The sequence below is a fragment of the Actinomyces glycerinitolerans genome (assembly GCF_900098745.1).
Classification (GTDB): Bacteria; Actinomycetota; Actinomycetes; order Actinomycetales; family Actinomycetaceae; genus Actinomyces; species Actinomyces glycerinitolerans.
The window spans coordinates 31,295-47,508 of sequence record NZ_FQTT01000016.1 but is presented as its reverse complement, the minus strand read 5'-3'; the positions used below and the strand labels follow the sequence as shown (position 1 = coordinate 47,508).

Annotated in this window: 14 protein-coding genes; 4 read left to right on the top strand and 10 right to left on the bottom strand. The window is 69.1% G+C overall.

Annotated elements, in window-relative coordinates; translation table 11 throughout:
* Positions 1 to 21: 21 nt before the first annotated feature.
* The 3 genes from hemB to ACGLYG10_RS15115 all read left to right on the top strand — a co-directional run bounded on the left by hemB (position 22) and on the right by ACGLYG10_RS15115 (position 3,207).
* Positions 22 to 1,116, top strand: a complete 1,095-nt coding sequence (hemB, locus tag ACGLYG10_RS15125; RefSeq protein ID WP_073333853.1) for a porphobilinogen synthase — start codon at positions 22 to 24, stop codon at positions 1,114 to 1,116.
* 219 nt (positions 1,117 to 1,335) lie between these two features.
* Positions 1,336 to 2,757: a glutamate-1-semialdehyde 2,1-aminomutase gene (locus ACGLYG10_RS15120; protein ID WP_073333850.1), complete on the top strand. Its 1,422-nt coding sequence runs from the start codon at positions 1,336 to 1,338 to the stop codon at positions 2,755 to 2,757.
* A 192-nt stretch (positions 2,758 to 2,949) separates the two neighbouring features.
* On the top strand, positions 2,950 to 3,207 hold the full coding sequence (locus tag ACGLYG10_RS15115) for a PspC domain-containing protein (RefSeq protein ID WP_073333848.1): 258 nt from the start codon (positions 2,950 to 2,952) through the stop codon (positions 3,205 to 3,207).
* Here ACGLYG10_RS15115 and ACGLYG10_RS15110 read toward each other — a convergent pair.
* The 8 genes from ACGLYG10_RS15110 to ACGLYG10_RS15075 form a co-directional block, all read right to left on the bottom strand.
* A complete protein-coding gene (locus ACGLYG10_RS15110) occupies positions 3,195 to 4,091 on the bottom strand; it encodes a macro domain-containing protein (protein WP_073333845.1) in 897 nt (298 codons plus the stop codon). The genes ACGLYG10_RS15115 and ACGLYG10_RS15110 overlap by 13 nt on opposite strands.
* 57 nt (positions 4,092 to 4,148) lie before the next feature.
* Positions 4,149 to 4,643: a Dps family protein gene (locus ACGLYG10_RS15105; RefSeq protein WP_073333842.1), complete on the bottom strand. Its 495-nt coding sequence runs from the start codon at positions 4,641 to 4,643 to the stop codon at positions 4,149 to 4,151.
* A gap of 217 nt (positions 4,644 to 4,860) precedes the next feature.
* Positions 4,861 to 5,241, bottom strand: a complete 381-nt coding sequence (trxA, locus tag ACGLYG10_RS15100) for a thioredoxin (protein ID WP_073333840.1) — start codon at positions 5,239 to 5,241, stop codon at positions 4,861 to 4,863.
* 973 nt (positions 5,242 to 6,214) lie between these two features.
* Positions 6,215 to 7,681 (bottom strand): glycoside hydrolase family 1 protein, encoded by a 1,467-nt coding sequence (locus ACGLYG10_RS15095; protein ID WP_073333837.1) that lies wholly within the window; start codon positions 7,679 to 7,681, stop codon positions 6,215 to 6,217.
* 1 nt (position 7,682) lies between these two features.
* The gene (locus ACGLYG10_RS15090) at positions 7,683 to 8,051 is read right to left on the bottom strand and encodes a PTS sugar transporter subunit IIA (RefSeq protein ID WP_073333835.1); all 369 of its coding nucleotides are present in this window, start codon (positions 8,049 to 8,051) and stop codon (positions 7,683 to 7,685) included.
* Between the two features lie 3 nt (positions 8,052 to 8,054).
* Positions 8,055 to 9,479, bottom strand: a complete 1,425-nt coding sequence (locus ACGLYG10_RS15085) for a PTS sugar transporter subunit IIC (protein ID WP_073333832.1) — start codon at positions 9,477 to 9,479, stop codon at positions 8,055 to 8,057.
* Positions 9,479 to 9,802, bottom strand: coding sequence for a PTS sugar transporter subunit IIB (locus ACGLYG10_RS15080; protein WP_073333829.1), 324 nt, complete (start codon positions 9,800 to 9,802; stop codon positions 9,479 to 9,481). Before ACGLYG10_RS15080 ends, ACGLYG10_RS15085 begins: the two co-directional genes overlap by 1 nt.
* A gap of 153 nt (positions 9,803 to 9,955) precedes the next feature.
* Positions 9,956 to 11,848, bottom strand: a complete 1,893-nt coding sequence (locus tag ACGLYG10_RS15075; RefSeq protein WP_139241024.1) for a BglG family transcription antiterminator — start codon at positions 11,846 to 11,848, stop codon at positions 9,956 to 9,958.
* 265 nt (positions 11,849 to 12,113) lie between these two features.
* Between ACGLYG10_RS15075 and ACGLYG10_RS15070 the strand changes: the two genes are divergently transcribed.
* Positions 12,114 to 12,824 carry a GNAT family N-acetyltransferase gene (locus ACGLYG10_RS15070; protein ID WP_073333824.1) on the top strand — a complete coding sequence of 237 codons (711 nt, stop codon included), beginning with the start codon at positions 12,114 to 12,116 and terminating at the stop codon, positions 12,822 to 12,824.
* A gap of 86 nt (positions 12,825 to 12,910) precedes the next feature.
* On the opposite strand, the gene ACGLYG10_RS15065 is transcribed toward ACGLYG10_RS15070, so the two are convergent.
* Both ACGLYG10_RS15065 and ACGLYG10_RS15060 read right to left on the bottom strand, forming a co-directional pair.
* Complete coding sequence (locus ACGLYG10_RS15065) at positions 12,911 to 14,056, bottom strand: aspartate-semialdehyde dehydrogenase (protein WP_083566014.1); 1,146 nt, start codon at positions 14,054 to 14,056, stop codon at positions 12,911 to 12,913.
* Positions 14,053 to 15,606: an aspartate kinase gene (locus tag ACGLYG10_RS15060; RefSeq protein WP_073333822.1), complete on the bottom strand. Its 1,554-nt coding sequence runs from the start codon at positions 15,604 to 15,606 to the stop codon at positions 14,053 to 14,055. Before ACGLYG10_RS15060 ends, ACGLYG10_RS15065 begins: the two co-directional genes overlap by 4 nt.
* Positions 15,607 to 16,214: the final 608 nt, after the last annotated feature.

Sequence of the window (16,214 nt, the reverse complement as noted above, 5' to 3'; positions counted from 1 at the left end):
ATGCCTGAGGAGGCTGCTGCAATGACCCAGACAACATCCGCCTTGCCCCTGCCCGACCCGCGCAACCCCGCCACCTCCCCGGCCGCCGACCTGCTCACCTCGCGGGGCGTGCCCGCACCCGCCATCCCGACCGTCCGCCCCCGGCGCCTGCGGCGCACGCCGGCCCTGCGCGGGCTGGTGGCCGAGACCCGCATCGACCCCGCCCAGCTGATCCTGCCGGCCTTCGTACGCGAGGACATCGGTGAGCCCACCCCGATCGGTGCCATGCCCGGCGTCGTCCAGCACACGCTGGACTCGATCCGGCGGGAGGCCGCCGCCTGCGCCGAGGCGGGCGTGGGCGCCATCGACCTGTTCGGGGTGCCCGCCACGCGCGACGCGACCGGCTCACAGGCGTGGGCCGAGGACGGCATCCTCAACCGGGCGGTGGCCGCGGTGCGCGCGGAGGTCGGGGACGCGCTGGTGGTGTGCGCCGACACCTGCCTGGACGAGTTCAGCTCCCACGGCCACTGCGGTCTGGTGCGGCACGACGGGGACCCCCGCGCCGGTGAGATCGACAACGACTCCACGCTCGCCCTCTACCAGGCGATGGCCGTCTCCCAGGCGGAGGCCGGGGCGCACATGGTCTCCCCCTCCGGCATGATGGACGGGCAGGTGGCGGCGATCCGCGCCGCCCTGGACGCCACCGGGCATGACGACGTCACCATCCTGGCCTACTCGGCCAAGTACGCCTCCGCCTACTTCGGGCCGTTCCGGGAGGCGGTCGGCTCCACCCTCAAGGGTGATCGGCGCACCTACCAGCAGGATCCCGCCAACCGCCGCGAGGGGCTGCGGGAGGTGCTGCTGGATGTGGAGCAGGGCGCCGACGTGGTGATGGTCAAGCCGGCCGGCCCCTACCTGGACGTGCTGGCGGACGTGGCCGCGGCCAGCCCGGTGCCGGTGGCCGCCTACCAGGTCAGCGGCGAGTACGCGATGGTGGAGGCGGCCGCCGCCAACGGCTGGATCGACCGCGAGCGCGTCATCATGGAGTCGCTGCTGGGGATCGTGCGCGCCGGCGCGGACTGCGTGCTGACCTACTGGGCGCGCGAGGTGGCCGAGCGACTGCACGCGCAGCGGTGAAAGTGTCCATCGGTGCCCACTTTGACGATTCGGCCGCGGGCGCACCCCCGGCAGCGAGCACGTTTTCCCCGGAATTAAGCCATTATTGCCGCGATCCATTGCGGATCACTGGCTCAAAGTGGTCACCGATGGACAGTTTCATCATCTTGGCGGAGCCAAATAAGGCCGTAGGCTGCCGCCAGGCAACCGACCTAGACCGCAACCAGCTCAGGAGCCCATATGCCGTCAGCCACCAATGCCGACCTGTTCGCCGCCGCCCACGCCGTTATCCCCGGCGGCGTGGACTCCCCGGTGCGCGCCTTCGGCTCGGTGGGCGGCACGCCCGCCTTCATCACCAGCGCCCACGGCGCGCGCGTTACTGACGCCGAGGGGCGCGAGTACGTGGACCTGGTCGGATCCTGGGGGCCGGCGCTGCTCGGCCACGCCCATTCGGAGGTGGTGGCGGCGGTGCAGGCGGCTGCCGCCCGGGGACTGTCCTTCGGGGCGCCCACCGCCGCGGAGACCGAGTTGGCCGAGGCGGTGCGGCGCCGGGTGCCGCCGGTGGAGCGGCTGCGGCTGGTGTCCACCGGCACCGAGGCGACCATGACCGCGGTGCGGTTGGCGCGCGGCGCCACGGGCCGCGACCTGGTGGTGAAGTTCGCCGGCTGCTACCACGGTCACAGCGACGGCCTGCTGTCGGCGGCCGGCTCGGGCGTGGCCACGGGCGGGCTTCCGGGTTCTGCCGGAGTGCCGGAGGCGGTGGCCGCGCAAACGCTGGTCCTGCCGTACAACGACGTGGACGCCCTGGAGGCGTGCTTCGCCGCCCGCGGGGAGGAGATCGCCGCGGTCATCACCGAGCCGGCGCCGGCGAATATGGGCGTGGTTCCGCCCGCGCCCGGCTTCAACGTGGCCATCCGCCGGGTGACGGCGGAGCACGGCGCCCTGATGATCGCCGACGAGGTGCTCTCCGGCTTTCGGGTGGGTCCGGCGGGATTCTGGGGCCTGGAGGCGGTCGACGGCTGGGAGGCGGAGGTGGTCGATCCGGGTGCTCGCACGCAGCCCTCACCCTCCTGGCCCGGCGGCCCGGACGGGAACGACGCCAACTGGCGCGAGCGGGCGGCCTGGGTGCCAGACCTGTTCACCTTCGGGAAGGTGATCGGGGGCGGCATACCGCTGGCGGCCGTGGGCGGCCGCGCCGACGTGATGGAGTTGCTGGCGCCGCTCGGTCCCGTCTATCAGGCGGGCACCCTGTCCGGGAATCCGCTGGCGACGGCCGCCGGCCTGGCCACACTCGCCCTGGCCGATGATGGCGTGTACTCCACGGTCGCGCACCGCGCCCGCGAGATCGGGGCGATCGTCGGCGCCGCCCTGGAGGATGAGGGGGTGCCGCACCGGGTGCAGTACTCCGGCTCGCTGTTTTCGATCATGTTCGGCCCCGCGGCCGCCGCGGAGGGCGTACGCGACTATGACGCCGCCCGCGCCCAGGAGACGTGGCGCTTCGCCCCGTTCTTCCACGCCTTCCTCGACGCCGGGGTGGCGCTGCCGCCGAGCGTGTTCGAGGCCTGGTTCGTTTCGGCCGCGCACGGCGACGCCGAGGTCGAGCGCATCGCGGCGGCGGCACCGGCGGCCGCCCGGGCGGCGGCCTCCGCGCGCCCCAACTAAAGCCAGTTGGACCGCTATTCCCCCGGTGGACCCCTATTCCCCCGGTGGACCGCGGTAGCCGCCGGCTACAGGGGTCCAACCGCGTGTGGGCGGTCCAACCGCGCCTAAGGGGTCCACCGAGCTGCCAAAACCGGGGTGGCACCGGGGTGCTCCCGGATACCGGAAGCCGGCCGGACCCGGCAGGCTGGCAGCATGACACAGCAGCGTCCGACCAACCCCTACGACCGCAAGCGGTCCTTCTCTCGGCGCACCGAGTCGTGGCGCTCACGGCTGCCGCGGCGGTCCTACCGGCGCATGGTGGCGGGCGTGTGCGGCGGACTGGCCGAGTACTGGGGCGTGAGCCCCACGCTGGTGCGGCTGGCAACGCTGGCCCTGGCGGTGCTGCCGGGCCCGATGTGGGTCGTCTACGTAACCGCCTGGGTGCTCATGCCCGGCCCCTACGAGTGCTGAGCCCCGCTCCCGCCCCGGCCGGCGAGCGCGGCCTCGTAGGCGGCGACGTCAACGTCGGCGAAGGCGCAGATGACGATCCGCAGCTCGGATTCGGGGTGCGCACGCAGCCAGTCCTCCAGGGTGTCCAGCACGAGCGGCGCGGCCTCGTCCTTGGGGTAGCCGAAGACGCCGGTGGACACCGAGCACAGGCCCACGGAGTCCAGGCCGGCGTCGTCCACGGCGTCCAACACGCTCCGGTAGCAGGAGGCCAGCAGGGCGCGGTCGGCGTCGGTGGGGTGGCCGCCGTCGACGATCGGGCCGACGGTGTGAACCACGTGCGCGGCGGGCAGGTGGTAGCCGGCGGTGAGCAGCGCGCGGCCGGTCTCCTCCGGGCGACCGTCGCGGGCGTCCATGTAGGCGGCGCATTCGGCGCGCAGGCCGGGGCCGGCGACGGCGTGGATCACGTTGTCGATGCAGGTGTGCCCGGGGACGAAGCAGCCCAGCAGCTGCGCGTTGGCGGCGTTGACGATCGCGCCGGCGCGCAGGGTCGTCAGGTCGCCGCGCCACAGGGCGACGTGCTCGCCGAGCCTGCCGGTCACCCCGTGAGTGGCGGCCAGGATGGGCAGGCTCAGGGCGTCGGGGGCACCGGCGTCGTGCACGCGCTGGGCGGCCTCGGCGGCGAGCATCTCGTCCAGGTCCTCCCGGACGTCGTCGTCGGGGATCTCGCGGGGCGGGCGGATGGTGAGCAGCCCGTCCAGCAGCCGCCGCAGCTCCACGGGCGGGAGTTCGGCGAGGGCGGCGGGCGGCGGGAATGCGGCGACGTCGCCGGCCTGGACGGCCTCGGTGGCGAAGTGCCGGGTGAGGCGTTGCAGGCGGGCGACGTCGGCGGTGGGGGCGTGCGGCATGCGCTCAGGTTAGGCGCGGCGCCGCGCGATTGGCGGTGGCTCGCGCCGCAGCCCGAATCAGTTGGCGGAGTAGTTCTGAGCGGACAGGAACCAGCTCTGCTGCTCCAGGCGCTGGGTGTAGTCCTCCAGGATGCCGGAGGAGGAGGGGTCGGCCTCGTCGACGGCGTCGTGGATGTCACGCAGGGTGGTGACCACGGCGTTGATGGCGGACACGATGTAGTCCACGGCGTCGGCGGTGATGACGGCTCCCTCGGGCGCCTCCGGGACGGTGGTCTGCGAGGCGACGGTGCCGGGGCGGCCGTCGGGGAAGGCATTGATGGCGCGCATGCGCTCGGCGAGCTCGTCGGAGCCCTCGCGGGCGATGTCGACAACCTCGTCCAGGTTCAGGTGCAGGTCGCGGAAGTTGGGACCGACCAGGTTCCAGTGGACCTGCTTGCCGACGAGGCTGAGCGCGGTGATGTCCACCAGGGCGCGCTGCAGGTCGGCCGCGAGGGACTCGGAGGCGGTGAAGGCGGGGATGACGGCTGGGTTCTTGACTTGGTGCTTGCTCATGGCTTGAAGTTTACAATCACGATAGTTCGAACGGTAGGGCTTATCGCTCGTGAGGAAACCTGAGCGGATCCGCAATGCCCAGAGCGTTGAAAAACCGCCCGACGACGCGGCTCGAGGCGACGTCGTCGGGCGGTTGTACAGCGGCATTCCAGGCGGTTTCAATCCGCCGGAGGCAGCGCGCACCCAGGCGGCTGCCCGGGGCTTCGTGCGGCGCCGGTCAGGCCTCGGCAGGGGCGGCGGCCTCCTCCTCGGCGATCTTGCGCTTGATCTCGTCCATGTCCAGTTCGCGGACCTGGGTGATCAGCGAGTCGAGCGCGGCCGCGGGCAGGGCGCCGGGCTCGCGGTAGACGAGCACGTCGTCGCGGAAGACCATCAGCGTGGGGATCGAGGAGATGCCCAGGGCGCCGGCGAGATCACGTTCGGCGTCGGTGTCGACCTTGGCGAAGGTGATGTCCGGGTTGTTCTCCGCGGCCTTCTCGAATACCGGCGCGAAGCGGCGGCACGGGCCGCACCAGGAGGCCCAGAAGTCGACGAGGGTGATGCCCTCGCCACGTACGGTCTGGTTGAACTCTGCGCCGGTGATGTCTTTGGGGGCCATGAGGCTTCCTTCCGAGTTCTTAGGTGGCTGGTGGTGTTGTCCGCCGAGCACGCGGTCGTGCGATCGTGCGGCTGTGCGGACGACTGCGGTCCAGCCGTCCCCCGGCGGCGCGTCCCGCACCGCCGGTGCCTGGGACAACCGTCCTAGCCGATGAGGTATTCCGCCGGCGTGGCCATCCCACCCGAGTGCGCTCCCTCACCGAGGTCGGCGGAAGTTACGCGGCTCTTGCGGTTTGTGGGTGTGGTGGTTGGGGTCGGGGTTGCGGAGTGGTGGTTGTTGTCGATGGGTACCGGGTCTGCCGAATATGACCCCGCCGTCCCGAGGCCCTCCGCATTCGGGAGGGTTTGGGGTTGATGAGGTCGTTTTCGCCGGGCCGAAGGTGTTGTCGGGCGGGCGGTGTTGGCTTGCGGGGAGGATTCGTTGGAATCGTTGGGATCATGCGGGTATTGGACCGGGTCGGTGGCCGTTGGCGGCGCCTGCCGGTGATTCTCAGTGCTTCTGGTGCCGCGCCCGGGCGCGCGTGCGCCGCTGCGCAGGCGCGGATCTGGCGTGTTCGCCTGTGCACTCCGGGTGACGGTTCGGCACTTCGCATGACGGTTCGTCACTTGGCACCCACGCTTCGGCACTTCCGACGACGGTACGTACCTCTGGGTGCCGAACCGTCACGAGAGGGTACGAATCGTCGATCATAACGTACGAACCGTAGCGCCAGTGTACGAACCGTCGCGCCAGATCCACCGCGGACATCAAGGCGCCATCACCTCGGAATGTCACAAGTGCCGGTCTCGGCGTGTCACGTGTGCCGGTCTCGGCACGCCACCCCACCCGGCCGGCGAACCACCACATCCCCAAACCGGAAGAGCCCGTTACGTGCCGAAGTCGGTAGAAGTATCCGCCGAGGTCGGCGGAAGTGGCGGGCGCGCCCGGTCACACGTCCAGTCGCGCCCGCCGCCTGCCTGCGTGGTAGGCACACTCAGTTGAGATCCTCCCCGTTGCTCGCTATCACCCGCCGGTACCACGCGTAGGAGTCCTTGGGAATGCGCCGCCCGGTTCCTCGGCCGTGGTCGTCCAGGTCGACGTAGATGAACCCGTATCGCTTGGACATCTCCGAGGACGAGCAGGAGACGATGTCGATCGGACCCCAGGCGAAGTAGCCGCGCAGATCCACCCCGTCCGCGATCGCCTCCCGCATGGCCTCCAGGTGCCGGCGCAGGTAGTCGATGCGGTAGGGATCGTGCACGGTGCCATCGGCCTCCAGCACGTCCCTGGAGCCGAGCCCGTTCTCGGTGATCATGATCGGTTTCTGGTAGCGGTCCCAATAGTCATTCAGCGCCACCCGGAGCCCGGTCGGGTTGATCGCCCAACCCCATTCGGAGGCCTGCAGATGCGGGTTGGCGAAGCCGTCCGTGTCCCCACCCGCCCAGGCCTCGGCGTCAATGATCCGGGTGTAGTAGTAGGAGAAGCTCATGAAGTCCGCTACACCGTCGCGCAGGGCCTGGGCGTCCCCCGGGCCGAATTCGACGAAGATGCCCAGATCGCGCAACCGCCGCTTGGCATAGCCGGGGTATTCGCCGCGCAGGGCCACGTCGGAGAAGAAGTACTCCATCTGGTTCTGCTGCAGCGCGGCCAGCACGTCCTCGGGCTTGCAGGTCGCCGGGTCGGCGTTTCCGTGGCACAGCATGACGCCGAACTCGAAGTCCGGGTCGATTGCGTGCCCGAGCGAGGTGACCTTGGCGGCCGCCACCATTTCATTGTGGACGGCCTGGTATTTGGCCTGCTCCAGGTTGTCCACCTTGTCCGCGGCAACGCCCAGGTGGTTGAAGGACTCGTGGGTGATCAGGTTGATCTGGTTGACGACGATCCAATAGCGCACCTTCCCGGCCAGACGTCGCATCACCGCCTCGCAGTAACGCACGAAGAAGTCGATGGTCTCCCGGCTGTACCATCCGGTGTAGGACAGGGTCAGGTTCACCGGCATCTCGTAGTGAGACAGGGTGATGACCGGTTCCATACCCTGGGCGCGGATCTCGTCGATGAGTCGCTCGTAGAAGGCCAGCCCCTCCTCGTTGGGTTCGACGTCGTCCCCGTTGGGGAAGATTCGGGCCCAGTTGATTGAGGTGCGGAAGGCGTTCATGCCCGTGCCGGCCAGCAGTTGCAGGTCGTCGGCGTAGGTGTGATAGAAGTCGATGCCGTCGCGCTTGGGATAGCGGCCTGCGGTATCGCGCATGTGGAAACGCACCTGGTCGGTCGTCATCTCCTTGTTGGAGCGTTTCTCGGGCGGCAGGTCACCCCGGTAGAGGTTGATGTCGGCCAGGCACCAGCCCTTGCCGTCCTCCTGCCAGGCGCCCTCCGCCTGGTTCGCGGCGATGGCGCCACCCCAGAGGAAGTCCTTGGGGAAGCCGGCGGGTACACCGAGCGCATCGGTATTGCTGCCAGTCATTTCATTCGCTCCTTGTCTGCGGCACAGTCTTCAATGCAGTCTCCAACGCGCGGATGCGTTCGTCCTGTGAGCGGAATACGGGAAGAAGTCTGCGCACCAGCCGCAATTCGCTATAGGCGGTCATGAGGGTGTCTTGCGCATGGGAGAACAGAGCGGCATAGGCGAGCTGCTCACCGTCGGCCTCCTGTTGAATAAGCGTGGTGTGGACCTGGTGGGCCTGGCGGATGCACCCGTCGGCGGCGTCCAGAAGCGCGGTGGCCTCGGTGAAGTCCGAGCGTTCCATGGCCTCCACGGCCCGGTAGGTTTCTCGGCGCGCATCGCCGGAGTGGATGAGTATGTGCATGGAGGCGTCGATGATGCTCTGATCCATGGCTCAGTCTCCTTCGGGCCGGGGTTTGCTGCTCGTAACGGTCAGTCTCCTGGTACCCCGCCGCACGCCGGTGTGCGCCGTTTCCGCGGCGGCGGTGGCAGGTAAAGGTTCCTCGGCCTTGGTGACGCGGGTTGCCTGCGCCTTAGGGGCTGGCCGGGATACGCGGGACGACGACGGCGTGGGCGCCTCGTCTCTCCTGGCGCCGGCCTGCGCCGCGCCGGCCTCCTTCAATAGGGACTGGTGCTCGTAAGCCTTGAAGAACGGGTACCAGATGACCGCGGAGACGGCGAAGACGGCGAGCATGAGAATCATGGCGGTCAGGGACCGAGTCGTGATCCAGGTCGCCAACGGGTAGGGGGTGTACCAGAGCTCGAACTGGTTCATCGGGATCGGCGCGAAGTGGATCGTTTTGGTGAACAGCCAGATGATGATCGGCGGGATCACGCCTTGCAGCCACATGGGGATCATGAGCACCGGATTCCAGGCGATCGCCCCGAATACCACCGGCTCATTGATGTTGGCAATCATCGGTGGAATGCAGGCCCTTCCCAGAGCCTTCAACCGGGTCGACTTGGAACGGGCCATCATGATTACGAGCGCCATCGTATTGCCGATTCCGCCGAACCAGAGGTAGGTGGAGAACAGCATCGTGGAGGTGACCAGATTCTGCGCGGTACCGGCCATATTCGCCTGAATGGCGGCCAGGAGCACCGGGGTGGTGACGGGGGTGAGCACCCATGTGGAGATGCCCATGGAGTACAGGAAGCAGTAGATGAAGCACATCAGTGGGAAGCCCCACGGCGATTCAATGACGCCCGCGAGCGGGCGGAACACCGCCAGCACCGCGTTGTAGACGTCCAGCCCCAGCAGGTCCACGCACACCCATCCGAGCGTGACCACCAGTGCAACCGGGATCATCGCGTCGAACCAGGCCCGCACGAACTCGGGGATGACGGAGTCGTCCTTGAACAGGCTGAACCGGCCGAACAGGGACATGATGGCGCCGGTTACCACGCCCGCCAGAATGGCGATGAACATGCCGCCCGCTCCCAGGGCCGAGTGGCCGAATCCCGGTTCCCCGTCCTGCACCACCTGCGGGGTGATGATGATGAGGAACAGTATGGTGCCGCAGCCCCCGGCAATTAGCCGCTGCTTGCGGAAGTTGCGCTTCTCCATCAGGTTGAAGGGGATGAGGAAGCTCACCAGGAGGGACAGCATGCCCATGGTCCAGCCGTACGGCGTCCAGAAGCTGGGCAGTGACGGGAAGTAGTCGTTGAGGATCGCGAGCATGGCGAACACGGAGCCGACGAGGATGAACGGCAGCACCTGCATGATCGCGTCCTTGATGGACACGATCCAGACGTTGTTGTTCACCTTGGCCATGCGCGGGGAGAAACTGGTCTCCAGCCAGTGGATGAGGGCGTCCATCAGGCGTCCTCATTGAGCACGTCGACCAGATGCTGAATCGCTGCCTCACCGTCGAGCGAGGAGTAGTACTCCGGACGCATGAGGATCGCCGTGACGTCGGCGTCCCCGACGAATGAGTCGATGTCGTCGAACACGTAGGACAGGTGGGGTCCGATCATGACGACGTCGGTTTCGTTGATGAAGTTCTCGATCTCGCTCTCGGAGCGGGCGGTCACCTTGATGTTGTAGCCGTGCGCCGCGACTGCCTTGCGCATGTTCGCCGCCATGAACCCGCTGCTGGCGCCGGTGCCGCAAACGAGGAGAACCCGGATGTCGTCTGCCATTGTTCCTCCATTGGACCTAGAAGCATGACGTGATCAAGTCTGCGCAGCTTGGCACCCGCGCTCCACCAGGAAATCTTCCGGGGGCCGGAAAACCATTGAGAAGCCGCCTCCGCCCGCATCACCGCCCGTGCCGATCGGGCCTGACCACGACCGTCAGCCGATCACCAGTTCTCGCAGTGCCTCCATTAGGCGGCTGTAGCTTGTCCCGGCGCCAATGAGTGCGTCGACTCCCACGGGGTCGGACAGAATGCGCACCAACTCGTCGAGCACATCCCGGAAGACGGCGCGGTCCCGGGGACTGACGGCCATCATGATGACGAGGTTGACCTCATGGGAGCCCCACGGGATCGGCCGGGTGCACGTCAGCACGGCCAGGGCGGTGCGGGCGGCGTCCATGTACAACGAGTGCGGCATGGCGAACCGCCCCCCGAACGCCGTCGAGGCGCGCCGCTCACGATCGAGCACATCCGCGAGGTGCTGGTCGTCGACGGCGGCCTGGCGGACCAGCAGCGAGTGGCAGGTGCGCAGGGCCTCGTCACGGTTGAGCCGGGTCTCGGTATGCACGAACAGGCGCTCGTCGGTGAAGGCGACCAGCGCGGACCAGACCTGGTGCCGCTGGGCCCGCTGCCGCTCCTCCAGGACCGCCTGCCGCACGGCGTCGACCTCACTCCGGGTGCACAGCGGGCTGATGCGGACCACCGGAACGGAGGGGTCGACGTCGAGGTCAACCGCGGTGACGACGACGTCGCTGGGCCTGCGGGAGACCTCCGGGTCTATCTCGGTGACGAGGCGCTCGACGACGGCCAGCCCGTGCAGTCCTTCATTCAGCCTGCGCACCGCGTCGTCGGCCACGGACCCGAATCGGGGCACCACGAGTGTGATCGTCACCTGCTGCTCGGCGTCCATGAGCTGCTGGAGGCGGGAGCCGAGGTGCAGGGCAAGAAAGTCCGTTTCGGCGCAGGGAATCTCGACGTCGAGCGCGGTTTCCACGGCGTGAGAGAAGTAGACGGACAGTTCATGCACCAGCGGGTGCCCCAGTTGGAAGTCGGCGCCGAACGGACGGTCGATGCGCTGGCCGGCGCGCAATCGCGCCAGCATGTCCTGCACGTGGATGGCCAGCCCGACCAGTGATTCGTCGCCGTCGTACAGCCGCAGCAGGAAGTGGTCGTCGAGCCGCAGCACGCAGTCACGGACGACGTCGAGGACCGCCGGATCCAGACCCTCGCCGTCGGCGTTTCGGTGAGTGGAGACCGCGAGGAAGGAGGCGACGAAGTCGGTCTCCGAATCCGGCAGCGAACGCTCGGACCACCGGCTCACCCAGTCGGTGACCGCGCGGGCAATGGTCAAGACGTCGGCGTCGTATGCTGCGCGTCCGGAGTAGTCGATGGGGTATCCCTCGAGAGCGATGTACAGGTGCGTGCACAGATTGAGCAGGACGTACTCGTTCAAGACGACGCCGTTGTCTGCGAGCACGGAGCGGACGCCGCGGGTGAGTTCACGCCGCCGCGCCAGATGCGTGCGGTGCCGGTCCGATTCCAACTCGTCATCGACCGGAGAGAGCAGTATTTGGCGGATGAGTCGTCGACGCCGCTGTTCCGGTCCGTCTATGCGAATGTATGATCCGTGCCGCCTCAGCGTCAGTTCATGGTCCCGCAGGAGTAGGCGGACGCGACCAAGGTCCGCCTCCAACGTCGATGGACTCACGCAGAGCCGATCGGCCAGTTCAAACACCTCACACTCCTCGGAGGCCGTGAGGAGAATACGGGCCAGCTCGTTCAGGCGGCCACGCTGGTCGAGACTTCGGTGTGTGGTTCGGCCGGCGGCATGCTCGCGCCTTATCCGGTACACGCGGCGATCCAACTGGTAGCCGGACGGCGTGGACCGGATGAGGTCATCGTCTTGGCCCTCGTTCAGCTCCTTGACGTAGGAGCGGATCGAGCGGTCGGTGACTTGCAGCATGGCCGCCAGCGCTCGGGCCGACACCGGGCGGCTGGCGGCATGGAGTTCACGCAAAAGTCGTTCGAGCCTGTCCGCCTTGGCGACCACGTCCACATCATCCTCTCGCAACGGTGCGGCAGTGCGGGTACGCAATTGGGTGGCGACGCCGCATGCGGGTATCCCCGAGGGGTGCCGCACTCTTGCGCGTCGTGCCCCAAGTATGTGCCCGGCAGGCGGATCAGCGCCGTAGACCGCCAGCGCCTCGCCCTTCTCGGCGACGTCGGAAACACGAAGGCGCCTCCCCGGAGCCGCCCAGGCCGGCTACCTAGCGTCGCATCGACGAACGCTAGTTCCGACAATGCCAGGAGGCACGATGTCCACCACTACCTACCGCCCCTACGAGCCCCGGGACGCCGAGGGGGTCATGGCGATTGTCCTCGACGCCTTCAACATCCGCCGTTATGCGCCGCGCCCGTACCTCGAGCGCTCCGCCGCGGAGGTGTTCCTGTCCGAATGCCTGCTCGCCTCCACCTACGCGCAGGTCGCCGTCGCCACCGACCACGCTCAGGGCGACGGCGACGAGGCGTCCGGCACCGAGCGGGTCATGGGCGTGATCATGGGCCGTGTCGAGGATGAGCCCCCGCTTCCGGCCCAACCGCTCGTTCACGCCCACAGGCTCGCCGGGATGGCCTGGTTGGCGACGGCGGGAATGCCGCAGTGGGACACACTCACGCAGGCATTCGGTTTCGACTACCGCCGCGCCGAACTGCGGCAGGACGTACTGATGGGCGGATGCGCCGCCCTCACCGACGAGATCACTCTGCTCGCGGTGCATCCCGCCTGTCGGGGCCGCGGGATCGGCACCCGGCTGTACGACGGTTTCATGGAGCACCTGCGCGCCCACGGTCGTAAGGACTTCTTCCTGTACACGGACTCGCTTTGCGGCTACGAGTTCTGCGAGCGGCAGGCCCTGACGCGCGCCGCAACCCGGGAGCTGCGGCTGGACGTGCCCGGGCTGCCGGAGAACGTTGAGGTGTACCTGTACGCCGGCGAGGTGCCGGAAGCCGAACCAGCTTCCGCGTGAGTGGCAGGAGGCCGCCCGACAATGGACGCCGCAGCCACTTCAACCGACCTCAACACGTAAGATCAACCGACCTCGGCACGTAAGATCTACCGACCTCGGCGCAGTTCCACGGCGACGAGTTCGGCGAGCTGGACGGCGTTGAGGGCGGCGCCCTTGCGCAGGTTGTCACCCACCGCGAACAGCGCGATGCCGTGGCCGTCGTCCCAGGCGCCGTCGGCGCGCACCCGACCCACGAAGGTGCCATCGCGGCCGGCGGACTTCAGCGGGCTGGGCACGTCGTCGTAGGTGACGCCGGGGGCCGCGCGCAGCAGCTCGATGGCACGCTCGGGGGCGAGGGGGCGCTCGAACTCGGCGCTCACGCTCACGCCGTGCCCGGCGAACACCGGGATGCGCACGCAGGTGCCGGATACGCGCAGGTCCGGGATCCCCAGGATCTTGCGGGACTCGTTGCGCAGCTTCTGCTCCTCGTCGGTCTCCCCGGAGCCGTCGCCGGCGTCGTTCCCGGCCCAGGCGACGGCGTTGAAGGCGATGGTGTCCACGTACACGTTCGGCTCGGGGAAGCTGACGGCCCGCCCATCCAGGGCGAGGCCCTCGATGTCCTGCCCCTGCTCGACGGCGGCGCGCACCTGCCCGGCCAGCTCCGCCACCCCGGCGCGCCCGGAGCCGGACACGGCCTGATAGGTGGAGGCGACCAGGCGCCGGAGCCCGGCCTCCTCGTGCAGCACCTTCAGGGCCGGCATGATGGCCATGGTGGTGCAGTTGGGGTTGGCGATGATGCCCTTGGGGCGGTCGGCCAGCGCCTCCGGGTTGACCTCGGCGACCACCAGCGGCACGTCGGGGTCTCGGCGCCAGGCGGAGGAGTTGTCCACCACGACGGCGCCGGCGGCGGCGAAGCGGGGCGCATACTCGCGCGAGGCCGTCGCGCCGGCGGAGAAGATGGCCACGTCGATGCCGGTCAGGTCCGCGGTGGACACGTCCTCCACCTCGATGCGGGCGCCCCGGAACTCCAGCATGCTCCCGGCGGAACGGGCGGAGGAGAACAGGCGCAGGCTGCGGGCGGGGAAGTCGCGCTGGGCGAGCATGGTGAGCATGACCCGGCCGACCTGCCCGGTGGCGCCGACGACGGCGACGGCGATGCCGTCCTCCGGGCCTACATACTGGCCCGCGGGACCCACGTACTCACCCGCACCCGCTTGAGCGGCCTGGCGGTTCTGGTTGCTGGGGTTACTCATCGTCCGGTACCTCCGTAGACGACCGCCTCGGCGGCCTCGGCGTCGAGGCCGAATGCGGAGTGGACGGCGCGCACGGCCTCGTCGAGTACGGCGTCGTCCACCACCACCGAGATGCGGATCTCGGAGGTGGAAATCATGTCGATGTTGATCCCGGCATCGCTCAGGGCGCCGAAGAGCTTGGCGGACACGCCCGGGTGGGAGCGCATGCCGGCGCCGACCAGGGAGAGCTTGCCGATGTTGGGGTTGAAGTGCAGGGATTTGAAGCCGAGTTCGTCCTGGGCGGCCTCCAGAGCGGCACGGGCCGCCGCAGAGTCCCCGTCGGGGCAGGTGAAGGAGATGTTGGTCAGGCCGGTGCCCTCCGCGGACACGTCCTGCACGATCATGTCGATGTTGGTGTCGGCGCGGGCCACGATCTCGAAGATGCGGGCGGCGGCGCCGGGGATGTCGGGCACGCCGACCAGGGTGATCTTGTCCTGGCTGCGGTCGTGGGCGATACCGGAAATGACGGGGGCTTCCACGTGATCCTCCTGGGCGGACGGGTGCGGGCGGGCCTGGGCGCGGGCGTTGACGGCCTTGGTGTGGGCGGCGCCGACGGAGGCGCCGTCGGGCGGCAGGGCACCATCGGGTGCGACGACGCGCCCAGTGACGGCGTCAACGGCGGGTGCCCGAGTGGGTCGACCGGGCACCGAGGCGGCAGGAGCCGAAGCGGGCGGTGCCGAGGCATCGGCGGGGACACCGGAGGCGAGCGCGGGCGTGGGGGCGGAGGGGGCGTCGTCGTCGGCCCCGGGCAGGAGGGGCGGGATGAAGGCGCCCTCGCGGCGGCCGTCGTAGATCCAGGTGCCGGTCTTGTCGGAGAAGGAGGAGCGCACGTGCAGGGGCACGCCGAAGCGGCGGGCGTACTCCACCGCGCGCAGGTGCAGGATCTTGGCGCCGTTGGCGGCCATCTCCAGGGTCTCCTCGCTGGAGAGCGCCTCGATGCGGCGGGCGGTGGGGACGATGCGCGGGTCGGCGGTGAACAGGCCGTCGACGTCGGTGTAGATCTCGCAGACGTCCGCGTTCAGGGCGGCTGCGAGGGCGACGGCGGTGGTGTCGGAGCCGCCGCGCCCCAGGGTGGTGACGTCCTCCACCTCGTTAATGCCCTGGAAGCCGGCGACGACGGCGACCGCCCCCATCTGAATGGCGCGGGCGATGCGCTCGGGAAGGACGCCGACGATGCTGGCGCGCCCGTACTTGGAGTCGGTGAGCACGCCGGCCTGGGCGCCGGTGTAGGCGCGCGCGGGCACGCCCAACTCGCCGATGGCCATGGCCAGCAGCGCCATGGAGATGCGTTCGCCGGCGGACAGGAGGATGTCCATCTCGCGGGCGGGCGGCTTGGCGGAGATGGCGTCGGCCATGTCCAGCAGGTCGTCGGTGGTGTCACCCATGGCGGAGACGACCACCACCACGGTGTTGCCCGCCTTGCGGGTGGCGACGACGCGCTTGGCGACGCGGCGGATCGCCTCGACGTCGCTGACGGATGAGCCTCCGTATTTCTGCACTACCAGTGCCATGTGGGGGTTCCTGCCGTTGTGCTGCCGGTTGGTCGTTGCCGACACCGATTCGGCGGGCGCCCGCGCGGGGCGTCCCGGCGTCCTCGGCGTGGCGTCTGGCCCAAGCATACGGCCCGGGTGTTACGGCGGCTCACAGGGATCGATAGGTGGGCAGGGGCTGCAAGCAGCGGGCAGGCGACTCCGACCGGAGCCGGGAACCGACCCCGGAGAGGCGCCGCATCGATCCTGGCCAGGGTTCCATCACGGGGAGGACACGCCTAAGGTCGCTATGTGGCGAGCGTCATGGTTTCGTCATTTCCTGTTGGTTCCTGAAAGGGCTGGTTCATGGCTGACGACGGCGTCCGGCGGGACCGCTCCGCACCCACGGTGGGCGGGGACGTCCCGACGCCTCCTCCGCCCCGCCTCCGCCAGGGGCTTCGCCGGAGCCGGCGCGGGGTCGGCATGCGGCTGTGCCGCAGAGTGCGTACGGGGTGATGCCGGCTGCGGACAACGACTCGAGCCGACCGGCATCGGCGGCCGGCTCGGCGCCTGACCGGGTGTCGGGGTATGGGATGACGCCGTCGGCGGCCGGTCCTGGTGTGCCCGCCGGGCCCGTGCAGGGCTATGGG

What these genes read in the sequence shown, in the direction of transcription:
- hemB (WP_073333853.1), top strand. Translation starts at nt 22, where the DNA reads ATGACCCAGACAACATCCGCCTTGCCCCTGCCCGACCCGCGCAACCCC.
- ACGLYG10_RS15120 (WP_073333850.1), top strand. Translation starts at nt 1,336, where the DNA reads ATGCCGTCAGCCACCAATGCCGACCTGTTCGCCGCCGCCCACGCCGTT.
- ACGLYG10_RS15115 (WP_073333848.1), top strand. Translation starts at nt 2,950, where the DNA reads ATGACACAGCAGCGTCCGACCAACCCCTACGACCGCAAGCGGTCCTTC.
- ACGLYG10_RS15110 (WP_073333845.1), bottom strand. Translation starts at nt 4,091, where the DNA reads ATGCCGCACGCCCCCACCGCCGACGTCGCCCGCCTGCAACGCCTCACC.
- ACGLYG10_RS15105 (WP_073333842.1), bottom strand. Translation starts at nt 4,643, where the DNA reads ATGAGCAAGCACCAAGTCAAGAACCCAGCCGTCATCCCCGCCTTCACC.
- trxA (WP_073333840.1), bottom strand. Translation starts at nt 5,241, where the DNA reads ATGGCCCCCAAAGACATCACCGGCGCAGAGTTCAACCAGACCGTACGT.
- ACGLYG10_RS15095 (WP_073333837.1), bottom strand. Translation starts at nt 7,681, where the DNA reads ATGACTGGCAGCAATACCGATGCGCTCGGTGTACCCGCCGGCTTCCCC.
- ACGLYG10_RS15090 (WP_073333835.1), bottom strand. Translation starts at nt 8,051, where the DNA reads ATGGATCAGAGCATCATCGACGCCTCCATGCACATACTCATCCACTCC.
- ACGLYG10_RS15085 (WP_073333832.1), bottom strand. Translation starts at nt 9,479, where the DNA reads ATGGACGCCCTCATCCACTGGCTGGAGACCAGTTTCTCCCCGCGCATG.
- ACGLYG10_RS15080 (WP_073333829.1), bottom strand. Translation starts at nt 9,802, where the DNA reads ATGGCAGACGACATCCGGGTTCTCCTCGTTTGCGGCACCGGCGCCAGC.
- ACGLYG10_RS15070 (WP_073333824.1), top strand. Translation starts at nt 12,114, where the DNA reads ATGTCCACCACTACCTACCGCCCCTACGAGCCCCGGGACGCCGAGGGG.
- ACGLYG10_RS15065 (WP_083566014.1), bottom strand. Translation starts at nt 14,056, where the DNA reads ATGAGTAACCCCAGCAACCAGAACCGCCAGGCCGCTCAAGCGGGTGCG.
- ACGLYG10_RS15060 (WP_073333822.1), bottom strand. Translation starts at nt 15,606, where the DNA reads ATGGCACTGGTAGTGCAGAAATACGGAGGCTCATCCGTCAGCGACGTC.